Genomic DNA, 18,038 nt, shown 5'->3' with positions numbered 1-18,038 from the left:
CGTTCGACTGGAGTTGCACGTGGCCGGGCGCATCGAAGACTACGCACTCATCGGAGACATGCAGACCGCAGCCCTGGTCTGCCGGGATGGCACGGTGGACTGGCTGTGCCTGCCCCGCTTCGACTCGCATGCCATCTTCGCCGGCCTGCTGGGCACCGAGGAGCACGGCTTCTGGCGGCTCGGCCCGGCCCACGCGGCCGACTGCCCGCCGCCCACGGCCGCCCGGCGGAGCTACCGGGGCGACTCGCTGATCCTCGAGTCGGAGTGGGACACTCCGCGCGGCACGGTCCGCGTGACCGATTTCATGCCCCCGCGTGAGGGCGCGCCCCAGCTGATCCGGATCGTGGAGGGCGTCACCGGCCGGGTGCCGATGCGCTCGGCGCTGCGGATGCGGTTCTCCTACGGCCGTGTCGTGCCCTGGGTGCACAAGCACGAGGGCCGTACGGTGGCGGTCGCCGGGCCGGACTCGGTCTGGTTCGACACCGAGGCCGAGACCTACGGGAAGTCGCTGACGACGTACGCCGACTTCACGGTCGCCCCGGGTGACCGGATCGCGTTCACCATCTCGTGGCAGCCCTCGCACAAGGAGCCCCCGGCGCTGCCGGAGCCGGAGGCCTCGCTGGAGGCGACGGAGGAGTTCTGGCGCGAGTGGGTCGAGCACTGCACGTACCACGGGCCGTACCGCGAGGCGGTGGTCCGCTCCCTGATCACCCTGAAGGCCCTGACGTACGCCCCCACCGGCGGCATCGTCGCGGCCCCGACGACCTCTCTCCCGGAGGACATCGGCGGCGTCCGCAACTGGGACTACCGCTACACCTGGCTTCGCGACGCCGCGATCACCCTGTCCTCCCTGCTGCGCACCGGCTACCGCGAAGAAGCCCGCGCCTGGCGCGAGTGGCTGCTGCGCGCGGTCGCCGGCGACCCGGACAACCTGCAGATCATGTACGGCATCGCCGGTGAGCGCGAACTGGGCGAGGCCGAGCTGGACTGGCTGCCGGGCTACGAGAACTCGGCCCCGGTCCGGGTGGGCAACGGCGCCGCGCACCAGCTCCAGCTGGACGTGTACGGCGAGGTCACCGAGGCCCTGCACCTGGCGCACATGACGGGCCTGGCCCGCAACGACTACGCGGCCCTGCTCCAGCTCAAGCTGATCCGCTACCTGGAGGACCACTGGCAGGAGCCGGACGAGGGCATCTGGGAGGTGCGCGGCCCGCGCCGGCACTTCGTGCACTCCAAGGTGATGGCCTGGGTCGCGGTGGACCGCACCATCAAGCTGATCGAGTCCGGTGACGCGGACGGCCCGCTGGAGCGCTGGAAGGAACTGCGCGACGACATCCACCGGGACGTCTGCGAGAAGGGCTACGACAAGGAGCGCAACACCTTCACGCAGTCCTACGGCTCCCAGGAACTGGACGCCTCGCTGCTGCTGATCCCGCAGATGGGCTTCCTGCCGCCGGACGACAAGCGGGTGATCGGCACGATCGAGGCGATCCAGCGCGAGCTGTCCACCCCGGACGGGTTCATCCTGCGCTACCCGACGGAGGGCGCCCACGCGGGCGTCGACGGCCTGCCGGGCGACGAGGGCGCCTTCCTGGCCTGCTCGTTCTGGATGGCGGACGACCTGGCGATGATCGGCCGCGTCGACGAGGCCCGCAAGCTGTTCGAGCGGCTCCTCGCGCTGCGCAACGACCTCGGCCTGCTCGCCGAGGAGTGGGACCCGCGTCTGCAGCGCCAGGTGGGCAACTTCCCGCAGGCGTTCAGCCACGTGCCGTTGATCGACACGGCGCTGCGGCTGACGGCTTCGGGGGCGTACGGCGGCTGAGCCCGTCCGGTCGCCGTCACTCGGGCATGCTCGGCGGCGAGCCGGCGTAACTGCCCTTCATGGGCGGCCGGTTGGGCCCCGCGCCGGGTCGTTCCGCGCAGGTCCGGGAGGTCGGCGTCCTTCAGCAGGTCGGTGACCGCCGCCCGGGGCCTCGCCGGCACGCCTAAGCTGTAACCGGACGAAACCCCTTTCCGGAAAGGGGGCGGCCATGGCTCCCCCTTCGAAGGCGCGCACGGCTCTCGCCGCGCTGCGGGAGGATCTGGCCGGGGAGGTGTTCGCCCCGGGGGACACGGGCTACGACGACGCCCGTACGGTCTTCAACGCGATGATCGACCGACGCCCGGCGGTGATCGCCCAGTGCGCGAACGCGACCGATGTCGTCCGGGCCGTGCGCTTCGCGCGGGACCTGGACCTGCACATCGCCGTCCGCGGCGGCGGGCACGGCCTGGCGGGGGCCCGGGTCGACGGCGCGCTGGCCGTGGATCTGCGCCTGATGCACGAGGTGACCGTCGACCCGGCGGGCGAGGCGGTCCGGGTCGAGGGCGGGGCCACGACGAGCGACCTGGACGGGGCGACCCAGCCGTACGGCCTCGCGACCACCGGCGCCCGGGCCTCGGGCACCGGCGTCGCCGGGTACGTCCTGGGCGGCGGCACCGGCTGGCTGGACCGCGCCTTCGGCCTGGCCGCGGACAACCTCCTCGGCGTGGAGCTGGTGACCGCCGACGCCGAGCGTGTGCACGCCAACGCCGACGAGAACCCCGAGCTGTTCTGGGCGCTGCACGGCGGAGACGGCAACTTCGGCATCGCCACCGCGCTCACCCTGGAGCTGCACGAGCTGCCGGAGTTCTCGGTGGCGCTGCTGCTGGGCCTGCCGGAGTCCGGACCCGACGTGGTCCGCGCCTTCCGCGAGATCATCCGTACCGGTCCGGACGAGCTGGGCGGCACCGTGCTGTACCTGGCCGGTCCGCCCGGGGAATTCCCGCTCCTGTGCGGTGCCCTGCTGACGTACGTGGGCGGCGAGGCCGGCCTGCGCAAGTTCGCCGAGCCGCTGCTGGCGCTGCCGCACGAGACGGAGGTCGTCGGCGCGCTGCCCTACGCGGACGTGCAGTGCATGCTGGACCCCCCGTCGGGCCTGCGGGGCGACTGGTCGGCCGAGTGCCTGACGGATCTGCCCGACGAGCTGGTGGATCTCTTCCACGCCCGCGCGGACCGCATGCCCGGATCGAACGGCAGCCGGCACGTGGTCTTCCCGCTGGGCGGCGCGATCGCCGCCGGACCCCGTGACTACCCCGTGCCGTACCGGGACGCGTCATGGCTGGTGCACCCCTTCGCCTGCTGGGCGGACCCGGCCGACGACGAGCGGGCGACGGCCTGGGTGCGGGACGCGTGCGCCGACGTGCGGCCGTGGAGCGCCGGTGCCGTCTGCCTGGGCCTCGTCGGCGACGAGGGCCCCGAGCGGGTGCGGGCTGGCCTCGGCGCGGGGAACCTGCTGCGGCTGGAGAAGGTCAAGCGCCGTTACGACCCGGACAACGTCTTCCGCTTCAACCACAACGTCAAGCCCGTCTGACGGGGAGCTGTCCCGAGGGCGTTTACGCAGGTAGCGTCCGGTGCATGGACAGCCGTACGGACAACCGATTCGACACCCAGGGCGCCGGGATCACCGTTCAGCGGGCGCTGGAACTGCCGGGGCTGCGCAGCGGGCTCCCGGAGATCCTGGCGGGTGCCGACCGGCTGGGCCGCACGGTGCGCTGGGTGCACGCGGGCGAGGTGCCCAACATCGCCTCGCTGCTCAAGGGCGGCGAACTGCTGCTCACCACCGGCTACGGCCTCGGCACCCGTCCGGCCGAGCAGCGGGCGTTCGTGCGCACCCTCGCCGAGCGCGGGATCGCCGCCCTGGTGGTGGAGCTGGGCCCGCGTTTCAGCCGGCTGCCCGCGGCCCTGGTGGACACCGCCCGCGCCGCCGGGCTGCCGCTGGTCCAGCTGCACCGCGAAGTGCCGTTCGTGACGGTGACCGAGGAGATCCACACCGAGATCGTCAACGGCCACTACGCCCTGCTGCAGCGCGCCGAGGAGGTGCACCGGCGCTGCACCGAGGCGCTGCTGGGCGGCGGCGGGGTGCCGCAGGTGCTGGGCATCCTGGCGGACTTCAGCGGCAACCCGGTGTTCCTGGAGACGGCCGACGGCCGCCTGCTGTACGCCGCCGGGGAAGGGCCCGAAGGCGCGGACCCGCTCCAGGTGTGGGAGGGGCTGCGCGGCCCGCACAAGGACGCACCGCCGCCCGCCGGTTCGGTGCTGGTGGACGTGCCCGGCGGCGGCCCCGGTACGGCGGGCTCGGTGCGCGCCCGCCTGGTCCTGCTGCCGGTCCGCGCACCGCTGGCCCCGGTGCACCGGATCGCCGCCGAGCGGGCGGCGGGGATCCTGGCCGTGGTGCTGATGCAGGCCCGGCAGGAGGAGGAACTGGCGGCGCGCGGGCGCGGTGACTTCCTCACCGATCTCGCCGAGGGCCGGATCACCGCGGAGGACGCCCCGGCGCAGGCCCGGGTCCTCGGCTTCAAGCCCGGCGACAGCCCGCTGCTGCCCGTGGTGATGCGGATCGGGGACAGCCTCTCCCCCGGCGGTGGCTGGGCGGTGCTGGCACGTGCGGTCTCCGAGGAGCTGGCCGCGGTGGGCGTGCCGGTGCTGCTGGGCGTGCGGCCGGTGGAGGGCCGGGTGCTGGTGCTGCTCGGGCTGCGCTCGGAGTCGGAGCGCTCGGCGGTCGCCGACCGGGTGGCGGCGGCGCTCAGGGCGGGCGTGGAGCGGGCCGGGATGCGCCGGCCGGGCTCGCCGCCGCCGGTCGTGGTGGTCGGCGTGGCGGGCGGCTGGGCGGCCGCGTCGGCGGGGCTCAGGCACGCGGCGGAGACCGCGACCGCGGCCCAGGGCCTGACCGACCGGCCCTGGTACGACGCCCGCCGCCTCGACATCGACCTGCTGCTGTGGCGGCTGCGCGACCACCCCGACCTCGCCGCGTTCGTGGACCGGGCGATCGGCCCGCTGCGCGACCACGACAACCGGTCCAGGCCGCCGCTGCTGCCGACCCTGCAGACCTATCTGGCGCACGCCGGCCGCAAGGCGGAGACGGCGCGCGAGCTGCACCTCAACCGGCAGACCCTCTACAACCGGCTCGCCCGTATCGGGGAGTTGCTGGGCACCGACCTCGACGACCCGCAGACGGTACTGGCGTTGAGCCTTGCTCTGCGGGCCCGCAGACACGTGCCCTGAGCGCGGACACGTGCCCTAAGCCAGCGGCCGGGGCTGTGTCAACTCGTCGTAGACGCTGAGCACTTGGGCGACCGTCTCGTCCTCGGTCGGCCAGCTGGCGGCCTGCCGCACCCCGCGCTCGCGCAGCTCCTCCCGGCGCTCCGGGTCCGCGAGGAGCCGTACGACGGTGGAGGCGAGCGCCTCCGGGTCGCCGTACGGGACGAGTTCGGCCGCGTCGCCGACGAGGTCGGGGATGCCGCCGACCCGGGTCGCGACGAGCGGCACGCGTGCGTGGAGGGCCTCCTGGGCGAGGACGGACCTCGACTCCCAACTGCTCGTCAGCAGCGCCAGATCGGCGGCGGCGAGCAGCTCGGGCACGTCCTCCCGGCTCCCGATGAGCCGCACCGGCAGTTCCTCGTCCTCGATCCGCTGCTGCAGCGCCGCCCGCAGCGGCCCCTCCCCGGCGATGACGACCAGCGGCAGGGGGTCGAGGTCCCGCCAGGCGCGGGCCGCGTCGAGCAGGAGGTCGTAGCCGCGGTGCCGGTCGAGGGAGCCGACCGCGATGAGCAACGGACGGCCGGTGGCGCCGAGTTCGGCCCGTACCTTGGGGCGCAGCCGGTCGGGGTCGTCGAGGACGACGGGCCGCCGCTGCCCGGGCAGGCCTACGGCGGCGAGCCGGGCGTCCCGCGCGCCGGTGCGCCGGGCCCGGTCCACCAGGTCGGAGCTGGTGCCGAGGACGACGGCCGCCGTCCGCACCACCCGCCGCTCCAGCACCCGCAGCAGATGCGCCCGCGGGCCCTCGGCCTGTGCCCGGTTGTGCCAGGTGACGACCAGCGGGGTGGGCCGGCCGCTGAGCGCGAGGACGGCCCGGAAGGAGGCGTGCAGCCCGTGCGCGTGCACCAGGTCGGCGTTGGCGCAGGCGGTGCGCAGCGCGGCCACCGAGACCGGGTCACTGCTGCGCGGCACGTGCACGTGTTCGGCACCGGCGCCGGTGAAGTCGTAGGCGCGGTCGGCCTCGACGGGGGCGCACACCGTGACCCGTACGCCCCTCGCCACAAGCCCCTCGGCCAGCGAGCGCACGTGCGCGCTGCTGCCGGCGTTGCCTCCGCCCAGCACCTGCACGGTGCGCAGCGGCGACTGGCCGTGCGGTGCGTTGCTGCTCAGGGGGCTCACGGGGCCGGGGCTCCTGGTTCGGCGTGGGCGGTCACGAGGAAACGTACAGAAGGTAGCGGGCTCACAGGGGCGGAAGGACGTACCCCGCGCGCCTCCCGCGCGGACCGTGTGCCCTCAAGCATGCCAGGGTGAACGGCCGTTACGGGAAATCCGGAGGGCGCACTGTGCGGCGGGCCGGGGCAATGCGCCGGAGCACGTCACCCACACGGGTGAGGGGAATCCCGGCAGGGCCGAACGCCGTGTGCCCGCGTCCGGCGAGGTCAGACGCTCACAGCGCCCGCGCCCACGCGCTCACCCGGTCCCCGTGGACGGCGGCGGCCACGACCGCGACGGCGTGCGCGAGCAGTCCCGCGCGCCGGTTGCCCGCCACGACGGCCGCCCCCAGCGCGGCACCGAGCGCATGCGCCCCCGTGTCCCCGATCATCACGCGCTCCCCGAGGTCGTCGGGCAGGACGGCCGCGGCGGCACCCATCGCGGCGGCCGCCAGCCCGGCCCCCGGACCCTTCCGCAACAGCACCGGCGCCCCGAGCGCGAGCACCGCACCGGCGGCCCGCCCCGGCCGTACGTCGACGAGGTTCACGAAGTGCGCGGCACCGGCGATCACCACCCCGGCGAGCACCTTGTCCAGCACCCGCTCCTTCATCACCGCTCCCGCGACCAGCCCCGCGGCCGAGATACCGAACAACTTCACGGCCCCGCTGGTGACTTCACCGTCCCGCAACGCCCGCAGATGCGCCCGGAAGCCCCGCCGCTCGTCCCCGGCGACATCGTCGTACGCCCCGCAGATCCCGGCGGCGAGCACGGCGGCCCCGGCAGCCGGACGCACCCGCCCCGCGGCCAGCGCCACCCCGGCCGCGGCGGCGGGACCGGCGTACAGCCCGACCGTGCGCCCGGCGTGGTTCTTCCGTTCCCAGCGCTCCCGCCCGCCGGGTGGACCGGTACGGAGCAGTGCCTGGCCGGCCCGGGTGAGCGCGGCGGACAGCAGGAGGGAGCGGGACTTTCGTTCGGCCATCATCCCGCCACCCCAGAACCCGTCTACAGGTCCGCCCGGGCCGTCGCCAGCAGTTCCTCGGCGTGGGCGCGGGCCGTCTCGGAGTCCTCCTGGCCGGCCAGCATGCGGGAGAGTTCGCGGATGCGCTCCTCGCCCTCCAGGACCTTGACGCCGGAGCGGGTGACCGAGCCGTCGTTGGTCTTCTCCACCAGCAGCTGCCGGTCGGCGAAGGCGGCCACCTGGGGCAGGTGGGTGACGACGACGACCTGGGCGGTCCTGGCGAGCTTGGCCAGGCGGCGGCCGATCTCGACCGCCGCCTTGCCGCCGACGCCGGCGTCGACCTCGTCGAAGAGGTACGTCGGCACGGGGTCGGTGCCCGCGAACACGACCTCCACGGCGAGCATCACGCGGGACAGCTCACCGCCGGAGGCGCCCTTGGCGATGGGCCGCGGCGGGGCGCCCGGGTGCGGGGCGAGCAGCAGTTCGACCTCGTCCACGCCCGACGGCCCGTACGCGACCGTTCGCCCGCCGACCTCGACGCCCTCCGGGTCCTCGGTCTGGCGGAGGGCGAAGGACACGCGCGCGTGGGGCATCGCCAGCGAGGCCAGCTCGGCCGTCACGGCGGCGGCGAACCGCTCGGCGGCCTCCGTCCGCGCGTCCGTCAACGCCTGTGCCAGACCGCCCAGTTCGGTGCGCAGCGCGTCCCGCTCGGCGGTCAGCTCGTCGGTCCGTTCGTCGTCGCCGTCCAGCTCGGTGAGCCGGGCGGCGCTCTGCTCGGCCCAGGTGAGGACGGCGTTCACGTCCTCGCCGTACTTGCGCGTCAGCGCGGTCAGGGCGGCCCGCCGCTCCTCCACGGCCGCCAGCCGCAGCGGGTCGGCGTCCAGGTCGTCGGCGTACCCCGCCAGTTCCCCGGCGACATCGCCGAGCAGGATCCCGATCTCCCCGATCCGGTCGGCGAGGGAGGCCAGCGCAGGGTCGTGCGAGCGCACGGCCTCCAGCGCCCGGTGGGCGCCCGCGACGAGGGTGGAGGCGTCGATGCCCTCGGGGTCCTCGGGATTGCCCGCCAGAGCGGCGTGCGCGGCCGTCGCGGCGGACGACAGCGCCTCGGCGTGCCCCAGCCGCTCCGCCTCCTCGGCCAGCTCGGCGTCCTCTCCGGCACGCGGCTCGACGGCGGCGATCTCCTCCAGGCCGTACCGCAGCATGTCGGCTTCCTGCGCCCGCTCACGCGCGCGCGTGGTGATCTCCTCCAGCTCGGCGGAGACGGCCCGCAGCCGCCGGTAGGCCTCGGTGTACTTGGCGAGCGGCACGGCGACCGCGTCCCCGGCGTACCGGTCCAGCGCCTGCCGCTGCCGGGACAGCTTCAGCAGCCCCTGCTGGTCGGTCTGCCCGTGCACGGCCACCAGGTCGTCGGCCAGCTCGGCGAGCAGCCCGACCGGCACCGAGCGCCCGCCCAGATGGGCCCGGGAACGCCCCTCGGCGGAAACGGTACGGCTGATCAGCAGGGCGCCGTCGTCCAGCTCGGCCCCGGCCTCCTCGGCGCGTACGACGGCGGCGGCGTCCGCGGGGACGGTGAGCCGCCCCTCCACGACCGCCTTCTCGGCGCCGATCCGCACGAGCGCCGGGTCCGCCCGCCCACCGAGCAGCAGCCCGAGGCTGGTGACCACCATGGTCTTGCCCGCACCCGTCTCACCGGTGACGGCGGTGAATCCCGGTGACAGCTCGACGACGGCATCGTCGATGACCCCGAGCGACCGTATCCGCATCTCCTCCAACACGGAACAGACCATACGAGGTCTGGGGTGCGGAGTGCACACGGCCCGCCTTTGTCACTCCGCCGAGTGGTGCGGCGCGCCCCGCCATCCGGTCGTCGGCAACGCAAACTTCGCAACCAGCCGATCCGTGAACGAAGAGTGATGGAGGCGTGCAAGCCGCACCGGCACCGCCCCTCGCCGTACCTCCACGCGCGCCCCCGGCGGCAGCTCGACCGTCCGCCGCCCGTCGCACCACAGCACGCCCGGCGGAATGTGCGGCAGCACCTCCACCGCGAGCACCGAATCCGGAGACGTGACCAGCGGCTTGGCGAACAGCGCGTGCGCGCTGATCGGCACCATCAGCAGCGCCTCCACCTCGGGCCACACCACGGGCCCGCCCGCGGAGAACGCGTACGCGGTGGATCCGGTGGGCGTCGACAGGACCACCCCGTCGCACCCGAAGCCCGTCACCGGGCGCCCGTCGATCTCCAGCACGACTTCCAGCAGCTTCTCGGCGCCGGCCTTCTGCACGGCCGCCTCGTTCAGCGCCCAGTCGGTGTGCACGATGTCCCCGTTGCGGTGCACGACGACGTCGACGGTCATCCGCTCCTCGACCTCGTACGACCGCGCCACCACCCGGTCGACCACCCGATCGAGGTCGTCGCGTTCGGCCTCCGCGAGGAATCCGACCCGCCCCAGGTTGACGCCGAGCATCGGCACCCCGGACGCCCGGGCGAACTCCGCCCCGCGCAGCAGCGTGCCGTCGCCGCCGAGGACGATCAGCAGCTCGCACCCGTCGAGGCACTGCGGAGTGGCCTCCTTCACCAACTGCACCTCGCCCGGGAGCGGCAGGTCGCACGCCTCCTCCTCCAGCACCCGCACCCCGATGCCATGCCGCAGCAGGCCCTTGACGACGAGTTCCGCACTGCGGATCGCCGCGGGCCGCCCGGTGTGGGCGAGCAGGAAAACAGTACGCGCCAGGTTCTGTGTCAACGCGGCCCCTCCGCCACTGCACGGTCTACGTCGGCCGGGTCCACCTGGGGTGCGCCCGCCCGCAGCCAGAGAAAGTACTCGACGTTCCCCGAGGGGCCGGGCAGCGGACTGGCGGTGACTCCCTGCACCCCGAGCCCCAGCTCCCAGGCCTTCTCGGCCACTCCCCGCACGGCCTCCGCCCGCAAGAGCGGACTCCGTACGACACCCCCGCTGCCGAGCCGCTCCTTGCCGACCTCGAACTGCGGCTTGACCATCATCACCAGGTCGGCGTCCGGCTTCACGCACCGCTTCAGGGCCGGCAGCACCAGGCCGAGCGGAATGAAGGAAAGGTCGCCCACGACAAGATCCACAGGTTCTCCATCGATCGCCTCGAGCGTCAACTCGCGTACGTTCGTACGATCCTTGACGGTGACGCGTTCATCGTTCTGGAGAGACCAGGCGAGCTGTCCGTATCCGACGTCCACCGCGACGACGTGCGCGGCGCCCGCGCGCAGCAGGACGTCGGTGAAGCCACCGGTGGACGCGCCCGCGTCCAGCGCGCGCCGGCCCTCGACCACGAGCCCCTGAGGAACGAAGACCTCGAGCGCGCCGGCGAGCTTGTGCCCGCCGCGGGAGACGTAGTCCGGGTCGCCGGCGTCGGCCTGGACGACGATCGCGGCCGCGGTCTCGACCTGGGTGGCCGGCTTGGTCGCCACGGTCTTGCCGACGGTGACCCGCCCGGCGGCGATCAGCTGGCCGGCATGCTCGCGCGAGCGCGCGAGCTTCCGGCGGACCAGCTCCGCGTCCAGACGGCGGCGTGCGACTCCTGCCACGTTCGGTTCAGCTCCTGTGTCGGTACGCCGGTGAAGGCGCCTTCGGGTACGACGGTGAGGGCGCCGGAGGTCCCGGGCGGGCGTCGAGCGCGGTGAGCGCGTCGCGCAGTCCTCGGTGTACATCCTCGTACACCTCGATGTGGCCGTCGGTGGCGAGGTGGTCGGCGTCGGCCAGCCGTTCCAGCTGGGCGTCGACCTCGGCGTTGCCGGTGGGGGTGCGCGGGACGTTCAGGGGGGCGGGCGCGGCGGGGTCGTACGCCTGAAGTGCCTCCGCCGCCTCCTGCACCGAATCCTGCGGGATCTCCGTCTCCGGAACCGAGTCGCTCATGCCCCGACGCTACCGCGAACCGCTGGGGTACCGTCATGGGCGATGGCCACGATCGAGGAGTGCCGCGCCGCACTGGGCAAGCTTTCGGACAACATGCAGGGCGCCGAGGGCGACGTGCGCGCGGCCGCCGCCCTGGACCGCTCGGTGAGCTGTCACATCACCGACCTGGACGTCACCTTCGCCGGCCGGATGACCGGCGGGCGGATCGAGGTGGACGAGACGCACCCCGGCCCGCCGCACGAGAAGGCGCAGATCAGGCTCGCCATGGCCGGGGACGACCTGGTGGACCTGGTGGACGGCGAGCTGAACTTCGCGACCGCCTGGGGCAGGGGCCGGGTGCGGCTGGAGGCGAGCCTGCTGGATCTGTTCCGGCTCAGGAAGCTGCTGTGATCCGCTCGGCACGCGCCTTCCGGGCTGCCGGTACCACCAGGGGCGTCCCGGTCTCCGGGTCGTCGATGACCTGACAGCGCAGCCCGAACACCTGCTCCACCAGCTCGGCGGTGACGATGTCGTTCGGGGCGCCCTCGGCGATCACCCGGCCGTCGCGCAGTGCGATGAGGTGGGTGGCGTAGCGGGCGGCGTGGTTGAGGTCGTGCAGGACGGCGACCAGGGTCCGGCCCTGGGTCTCGTGCAGCTCGGCGCACAGGTCGAGGACGTCGATCTGGTGCTGGATGTCCAGGTAGGTGGTCGGCTCGTCCAGGAGCAGCAGCGGGGTCTGCTGGGCGAGCGCCATGGCGATCCACACCCGCTGCCGCTGCCCGCCGGACAGCTCGTCGACGTACCTCTCGGCCAGCTCGGCGACCCCCGTCCGCCGCATCGACTCGCTCACGACCCGCTCGTCCTGCGCCGACCACTGGCGCAGCAGACCCTGGTGCGGGTAGCGGCCCCGGCCGACGAGGTCGGCGACGGTGATGCCGTCGGGCGCGATGGACGACTGCGGCAGCAGACCGAGCGTCCGGGCGACCTTCTTCGCGGGCATCGACTGGATGACCTGCCCGTCGAGCAGCACCCGGCCCCCGCCCGGCCTGAGCATCCGCGACAGGGCCCGCAGGAGCGTCGACTTGCCGCACGCGTTCGGGCCGACGATCACGGTGAAGGAGTTGTCCGGGATCTCCACCGACAGCTGTTCGGCGATGACGCGCTGGTCGTAGGCGAGGGTGACGTTCTCGGCGGACAGGCGGTTCACGGTGCTCCTCTTGCTGTCTGACTCGGGGGTGGCCCTCATATCCGGCCCGCCCTGCGCTCGGTGACCAGCAGCCACAGCAGATAGACGCCGCCGAGGACGCCGGTGACCACGCCGACGGGCAGTTGGTCGGCGCCGAAGGCGCGCTGTGAGGCCCAGTCGGCGGCGACCAGCAGGGCGGCGCCCATGCAGAGGGAGGGGACGAGGTTCGGGCCCGGCGAGCGGGTCAGGCGCCGGGCCAGCTGGGGCGCGGTGAGGGCGACGAAGCTGACGGGTCCGGCGGCGGCCGTGGCGGCCGCGGTGAGCAGCACCGCGGAGACCATCAGCACCAGCCGGACGCGCTGCACGCGCACCCCGAGGGCGTTCGCGACGTCGTCGCCCATCTCCAGCATCCGCAGGCCGCGCGCATGGACGAGGACCAGCGGGACGAGTACCGCGCACAGGGCGAGCAGCGGCCAGACCTGGTCCCAGTCCCGGCCGCCCAGGGAGCCGGTCATCCATACGACCGCGCGGGCCGCGTCGACCAGGTCGGCCTTGGTGAGCAGATAGCCGTTGACCGCGGTGGCGACGGCGGAGACGCCGATGCCGACCAGGACGAGCCGGTATCCGTGCACGCCCTGCTTCCAGGCGAGCAGATAGATGGCGAGTCCGGTCACCAGGCCGCCGATCAGCGCGCCGGCGGTGACCTGCGTGCTCGTGCCGGACAGCAGCACGATGACGACGAGCGCGCCGGCCGTCGAGCCCTGGGAGAGGCCCAGCACGTCCGGGCTGCCGAGCGGGTTGCGCGAGACGGACTGGAACAGCGCGCCGCCGAGCCCCAGCGAGCCGCCGACCAGCAGGCCGACCAGGACACGGGGCAGCCGCAGCTCGTTCACGATGAAGTCCTGGTAGGCGTTGCCGTTCCCGGCGAGGGTCCTGAGCACGTCGGCCGCCGGGATCTTCGCGTCGCCGGTGCCGATCAGCGCGACGCCCGCGGCACAGGCGGCGGCCAGCAGCAGGACGACGACGAGCAGGGCCCGCAGGTCCAGGCGCAGGGAGAGCCCGCCGGGGGTGCGTACGGCCCGGGTCGTGGATCGGGTCTTCACAGCTGGGCCGTCCTCCGCCGTCGTACGAGAAAGATGAAGACCGGGCCGCCGATGATCGCGGTGACGATGCCGACCTGGAGTTCCGAGGGGCGGGCCACGACCCGGCCGATGACGTCGGCGCCGAGCAGCAGCACGGGCGACAGGACGGTGGCATACGGCAGGATCCAGCGCAGGTCGGGGCCGGTGAAGGAGCGCACGACGTGCGGCACCATCAGGCCGACGAACACGATCGGGCCGCAGGCTGCGGTCGCGGCACCGCACAGGACGGTGGCGGCCAGCATGGCCAGGGCGCGGGTGCGGCCCAGGTTGGCGCCGAGGGCGCGGGCGGTGTCGTCGCCCATCGCGACCGCGTTCAGCGGCCGGGCCAGCGCGAGCGCGAGGACCATGCCGGCCGCGAGGAACGGCAGCACCTGCAGGATGGTCGAGTCGGTGGCCGAGGCCAGGGAACCCACCGTCCAGAAGCGCATCCTGCCCAGCGCCGCGTCGTCCAGGATCATCGCGGCCTGGAGATAGCCGTACAGGGCGGCGCTGATCGCCGTACCGGCGAGCGCCAGCCGCACCGGGGTGGCGCCCCGGCTGCCGCCGAGGAACCACACCAGCGCACCGACCGCAGCCGCCCCGAGGAAGGCGAACCACACATAGCCGGTGAGGCTGGTGACGCCGAAACAGGTGATGGCCGTGACGACGGCGGCCGAGGCGCCCGCGTTGATGCCGAGCAGTCCGGGGTCGGCCAGCGGGTTGCGGGTGAGTGCCTGGAGCACCGCGCCCGCCAGGCCGAGCGCGGCACCGGCCAGCAGGCCCAGGAGCGTGCGCGCGATCCGCTCGTCCACGACGACGTCGCCGTAGGTCCCCGTGTCGTGGAACAGGCCGTGCCAGACCTGGTCCGGAGACAGTGCTCTCGCGCCGATCGCGATGCTCGCCAGAGCGACGAGCACCAGGATCAGGACGGAGAGCAGGAGCCCAAGGGCCCTTGCCGCCCGGCGGGTTGGGGGCGCGGGGGCGGTCTCCGCGCGCTGTTCCGGAGGACTGTCGACCAACACGAGGTTAGGTTAGCCTACCCTCGCTATTGACCTCGATCCCCGGGGCGCGAATGCGTCACAGTCCGAGACGCGCCAGCGCCTTCCCCCCGTCCAGCTCGCAGGAGCCGTCGCCCGCCGCCGTCCAGGCCGCCGCGCAGAGCGCCCGCAGCCCGTCCAGCGGCTCCCCGTCGCCCTCCAGCTCCAGCCGGTCCGCCCTGGCCGTCGCCGCGAACCCGCCGCACCGGAACCCGGACGTGAGAGCGGTGACCTCCGGCTGCCCGGTGAGCAGCCCGCGCAGATCGGCGTCCACATACGTCGGCCGGTGCTGCGGCGGCGCCGCGAGCAACCGGGCGCCGTCGGTGACACCGGTCAGCACCAGCAGCGAGTCGACCCCGCCGTTGAACGCGCCTTCGATGTCCGTGTCCAGCCGGTCCCCGACCACCAGCGGCCGCTCGGCGCCGGTCCGGATGATCGTCTCCCGGTGCATCGGCGGCAGCGGCTTGCCCGCCACCTGCGGCTCCTTGCCCGTCGCGATCCGTACGACCTCCACGGCCGCCCCGTTGCCCGGCGCGATGCCCCGCCCACTGGGAATCGTCAGGTCGGTGTTGGACGCGAACCACGGCACCCCGCGCGCCACCGCGTACGACGCCTCGGCGAACCGGCCCCAGGTCAGATCCGGCCCGCCGTACCCCTGCACGACCGCCGCCGGATCGTCGTCCGCCGACTCCACCGGAGTCAGCCCGCGCTCGCGCAGCGCCACCCGCAGCCCCTCGCCGCCGATCACCAGCACCCGCGCCCCGGCCGGCACCTGCTCGCTGATCAGTCGCGCGACCGCCTGCGCGGAGGTGATGACGTCATCGGCGCCCGTCGGTATGCCCAGCTCCGTCAGATGCTCGGCCACCGTGTCCGGGGTCCGCAGCGCGTTGTTGGTGACGTACGCCAGATGCATCCCGCCCGAGCGGGCCACCGCCAGCGAGTCGACGGCATGCCGAATGGCGTTCCCGCCCGCGTACACCACCCCGTCCAGATCGAGCAGCGCCGTGTCGTACGCCTCGCTCAGGGGCTGCCCACTGCCCTCGGGGCTCGTCCTGACCGCCTGGCTCATTCCACATCGCTCCTCGTTCGACCGTCTTTCCCCCGATCATCCCGCACGCCACTGACACACGTACGATGCCGGGATGAACACTGCAGGTCACTCGGAAGCAACGGCGCGCCGGGGCCTGGAACTCACCCCGTTCCGCGGCCTTCGCTACGACCCCGACCGGGTCGGCAGCCTCGCCTCCGTCACCTCACCGCCGTACGACGTCGTCGTACGCCCCGACGGGGTGCACCACCTCCAGTCCGCAGACCCGTACAACATCGTCCGGCTGATCCTGCCCCAGGCCGGCACCCCGACCGCCCGCACCGAACAGGCGGCCGACACCCTGCGCCGCTGGCTGGACGAGGGCATCCTCACCGCGGACCCCGAGCCCGGCCTGTACGTCTACGAGCAGCGGGACGAGAGCGGCATGCTCCAGCGCGGCGTCATCGGCGCGCTGCGCGTCTCGGAGCCGGCCGAGGGCGTGGTGCTGCCGCACGAGGACGTCATGCCGCCGGTGGTCGCCGACCGCGCGGCCCTGATGCGCGCCACACGCGCGAACCTGGAGCCGTTGCTGCTGACCTACCGCGGCGACGGCACGGCGGCGGCCGAGGTCGTCGAGCGCACCGCGGAGAAGCCCCCGCTGCTGGACACGACCACCGAGGACGGCTTCCACCACCGCCTCTGGTCCGTCACCGACCCCGCCGACCTGGCCCGCATCCAGTCCGACCTCGCACACCAGCAGGCCCTGATCGCCGACGGCCACCACCGCTGGGCCACCTACCTGCGGCTGCGCGCCGAGCACCCCTCCCCCAGCCCCTGGGACCACGGCCTGGTCCTCCTCGTCGACACCGCCCGCTATCCCTTGCGCGTACGCGCCATCCACCGCCTGCTGCACGGGCTTCCGGTCGCGGACGCGCTCGCGGCGGTGGAGGGCCTGTTCCGGGTACGACGCCTCGACACGCCGCTCGCCGAGGCGCTGGAGGCCCTGGCGGACGCGTCCTGCGCGGGCAACGCCTTCCTGCTGGCCGGCGACGGCGCCTTCCACCTCCTGGACCGCCCGGACCCGGACCTGCTGGCCCGGACGATTCCGGCCGACCGCCCGGCGGCCTGGCGCTCCCTCGACGCCACGGTCCTGCACGCCACGCTCCTCGACCACGTCTGGCACATCCCCGAGGACTCCCCGGCCCACATCGCGTACATCCACGACACGGCCGCGACGGTCGCCAAGGCGGAACGCGACGGCGGTACGGCCGTCCTGATGCATCCCGTCCGCGAGGAGGTCGTACGCGACCTGGCCCGCCAGGGTGTGACGATGCCCCGCAAGTCGACGTCGTTCGGCCCGAAGCCGGCGTCGGGGCTGGTACTGCGGGCGCTGGAGATCTGAGTACCCGGAACGCGAAAGGGGGCAGGTTCCACGGGAACCTGCCCCCTTTTTCACTGACTGTCTTCCGGCGGCTTTCGGTGGCTGCCTTCCGGCGACTGCCGTCAGCCCTCGTCGCCGTCCTCATGCGACGGCTTCTCCGGCTCGCCCTCGCTCTCGTCCAGAGCGTCGACGAACTCCACACCGTCCAGCTCGGCGAGCCGGTCGGAGGCGTCCGTGCTGCCGTCCCGGTCGGCCTCCACGGCCTTCGCGAACCACTCGCGCGCCTCGCCCTCGCGACCGGCCGCCAGCAGGGCGTCGGCGTACGCGTAGCGCAGGCGCGCCGTCCACGGCTGGAGCGAGTTGGACGCCAGCTCCGGGCTCTGCAGGGTCACGATGGCCGCGTCGAGCTGACCCATGTCACGCCGGGCACCGGCCGCGACGAGCCGCATCTCGACCTGACCGGCCTTGTCCAGCTTGTGCACCTCCGGGGCACCGGCCATGTCCAGCGCCTTCTCCGGCCGCCCGAGCCCGCGCTCGCAGTCGGCCATCACCGGCCACAGGTCCACGTTCCCGGTCATCCGCCGCGCGGCCCGGAACTCGGCGAGTGCCTCGGCGTACTTCTGGTTGGCGTACGCCGCGAACCCGCCCGCCTCGCGTACGGCGGCCACGCGGGACGCCAGACGCAGCGCCACCTTGGAGTAGGCGTAGGCGCCCTCGGGGTCCTCGTCGATGAGCCGGGCCACCATCACCAGGTTCTTGGCGACGTCCTCCGCGAGCGTCTTGGGCAGGCTCTGGAGCTCCTGCCGGACGTCCGTGTCGATCTCGTCACCGGTGACGTCCTCGGGGATCGGCAGCCGCTTGATCGGCTCGCGGTCGCGGTCACGCTCGTCACGGAAGCGGCCACCGCCCCGGCGGTCGTCACGCCGGTCGTCACGCCGGTCGTCACGGCCCCGGAAGCCACCGGGGCGACCACCGCGGTCATCCCGACGGGGCCCACGGCCCCCACGGTCGTCCCGACCACGGAACCCACCGCGCTCACCACGGTCATCGCGGCGGTCGCCACCGCGGTCGTCACGTCGGTCGTCGCGGCGGAAGCCGCCGCGGTCGCCTCGGTGGTCGTCGCGCCGGCCGTAACCGCCTCGGTCGTCGTCGCGGCGGAAGGACGGACGGTCGCCACCCCGGTCATCACGGCGGAACCCA

Annotated in this window: 16 protein-coding genes; 5 read left to right on the top strand and 11 right to left on the bottom strand. The window is 73.7% G+C overall.

What is annotated here, in order from left to right; translation table 11 throughout:
* Positions 1-19: 19 nt before the first annotated feature.
* The 3 genes from LMU33_RS07185 (at position 20) to LMU33_RS07175 (ending at position 5,080) form a co-directional block, all read left to right on the top strand.
* The gene (locus tag LMU33_RS07185; protein WP_228619065.1) at positions 20-1,822 is read left to right on the top strand and encodes a glycoside hydrolase family 15 protein; all 1,803 of its coding nucleotides are present in this window, start codon (positions 20-22) and stop codon (positions 1,820-1,822) included.
* Positions 1,823-2,030: 208 nt separating this feature from the next.
* On the top strand, positions 2,031-3,389 hold the full coding sequence (locus LMU33_RS07180; protein ID WP_228618410.1) for an FAD-binding oxidoreductase: 1,359 nt from the start codon (positions 2,031-2,033) through the stop codon (positions 3,387-3,389).
* 44 nt (positions 3,390-3,433) lie between these two features.
* Positions 3,434-5,080: a PucR family transcriptional regulator gene (locus LMU33_RS07175; RefSeq protein ID WP_228618408.1), complete on the top strand. Its 1,647-nt coding sequence runs from the start codon at positions 3,434-3,436 to the stop codon at positions 5,078-5,080.
* A gap of 15 nt (positions 5,081-5,095) precedes the next feature.
* Here LMU33_RS07175 and LMU33_RS07170 read toward each other — a convergent pair whose 3' ends face one another.
* From LMU33_RS07170 to LMU33_RS07145, 6 genes are all read right to left on the bottom strand, one after another.
* Entirely contained in the window at positions 5,096-6,232 is a 1,137-nt protein-coding gene (locus LMU33_RS07170) for a glycosyltransferase family 4 protein (RefSeq protein ID WP_228618407.1), read from the bottom strand.
* Positions 6,233-6,500: 268 nt separating this feature from the next.
* Positions 6,501-7,244: a hypothetical protein gene (locus LMU33_RS07165; RefSeq protein ID WP_228619063.1), complete on the bottom strand. Its 744-nt coding sequence runs from the start codon at positions 7,242-7,244 to the stop codon at positions 6,501-6,503.
* Positions 7,245-7,267: 23 nt separating this feature from the next.
* Positions 7,268-9,010, bottom strand: coding sequence for a DNA repair protein RecN (gene recN, locus LMU33_RS07160; RefSeq protein ID WP_228618405.1), 1,743 nt, complete (start codon positions 9,008-9,010; stop codon positions 7,268-7,270).
* Between the two features lie 39 nt (positions 9,011-9,049).
* Positions 9,050-9,967: an NAD kinase gene (locus LMU33_RS07155; RefSeq protein ID WP_228618403.1), complete on the bottom strand. Its 918-nt coding sequence runs from the start codon at positions 9,965-9,967 to the stop codon at positions 9,050-9,052.
* Positions 9,964-10,779 (bottom strand): TlyA family RNA methyltransferase, encoded by an 816-nt coding sequence (locus LMU33_RS07150; RefSeq protein WP_228618401.1) that lies wholly within the window; start codon positions 10,777-10,779, stop codon positions 9,964-9,966. The genes LMU33_RS07155 and LMU33_RS07150 overlap by 4 nt, the downstream gene beginning before the upstream one ends.
* A gap of 7 nt (positions 10,780-10,786) precedes the next feature.
* Positions 10,787-11,107 carry a hypothetical protein gene (locus tag LMU33_RS07145; protein WP_228618399.1) on the bottom strand — a complete coding sequence of 107 codons (321 nt, stop codon included), beginning with the start codon at positions 11,105-11,107 and terminating at the stop codon, positions 10,787-10,789.
* Positions 11,108-11,149: 42 nt separating this feature from the next.
* Between LMU33_RS07145 and LMU33_RS07140 the strand changes: the two genes are divergently transcribed.
* Positions 11,150-11,497: a sterol-binding protein gene (locus LMU33_RS07140; RefSeq protein WP_228618398.1), complete on the top strand. Its 348-nt coding sequence runs from the start codon at positions 11,150-11,152 to the stop codon at positions 11,495-11,497.
* On the opposite strand, the gene LMU33_RS07135 is transcribed toward LMU33_RS07140, so the two are convergent.
* The 4 genes from LMU33_RS07135 to LMU33_RS07120 are packed head-to-tail and all read right to left on the bottom strand — an operon-like array spanning position 11,481 to position 15,499.
* On the bottom strand, positions 11,481-12,332 hold the full coding sequence (locus LMU33_RS07135) for an ABC transporter ATP-binding protein (protein ID WP_228618396.1): 852 nt from the start codon (positions 12,330-12,332) through the stop codon (positions 11,481-11,483). The two genes, LMU33_RS07140 and LMU33_RS07135, sit on opposite strands and share 17 nt — an antisense overlap.
* Positions 12,329-13,375, bottom strand: coding sequence for a FecCD family ABC transporter permease (locus LMU33_RS07130; RefSeq protein ID WP_228618394.1), 1,047 nt, complete (start codon positions 13,373-13,375; stop codon positions 12,329-12,331). The genes LMU33_RS07135 and LMU33_RS07130 overlap by 4 nt, the downstream gene beginning before the upstream one ends.
* Positions 13,372-14,415 carry a FecCD family ABC transporter permease gene (locus LMU33_RS07125; RefSeq protein ID WP_228618392.1) on the bottom strand — a complete coding sequence of 348 codons (1,044 nt, stop codon included), beginning with the start codon at positions 14,413-14,415 and terminating at the stop codon, positions 13,372-13,374. The genes LMU33_RS07130 and LMU33_RS07125 overlap by 4 nt, the downstream gene beginning before the upstream one ends.
* Positions 14,416-14,470: 55 nt before the next feature.
* Entirely contained in the window at positions 14,471-15,499 is a 1,029-nt protein-coding gene (locus LMU33_RS07120) for an HAD-IIA family hydrolase (RefSeq protein ID WP_228618390.1), read from the bottom strand.
* A gap of 73 nt (positions 15,500-15,572) precedes the next feature.
* Here LMU33_RS07120 and LMU33_RS07115 point away from each other — a divergent pair, with 73 nt between their 5' ends.
* A complete protein-coding gene (locus tag LMU33_RS07115; RefSeq protein ID WP_228618389.1) occupies positions 15,573-16,859 on the top strand; it encodes a DUF1015 domain-containing protein in 1,287 nt (428 codons plus the stop codon).
* A 101-nt stretch (positions 16,860-16,960) separates the two neighbouring features.
* Here LMU33_RS07115 and LMU33_RS07110 read toward each other — a convergent pair whose 3' ends face one another.
* Positions 16,961-17,692, bottom strand: a complete 732-nt coding sequence (locus tag LMU33_RS07110; protein ID WP_228619062.1) for a tetratricopeptide repeat protein — start codon at positions 17,690-17,692, stop codon at positions 16,961-16,963.
* Positions 17,693-18,038: the final 346 nt, after the last annotated feature.

It is taken from the genome of Streptomyces barringtoniae, from assembly GCF_020819595.1.
Taxonomy (GTDB): Bacteria; Actinomycetota; Actinomycetes; order Streptomycetales; family Streptomycetaceae; genus Streptomyces; species Streptomyces barringtoniae.
Note: the sequence above shows the minus strand (reverse complement) of the source record. Positions and strands in the feature narration are given on the sequence as shown.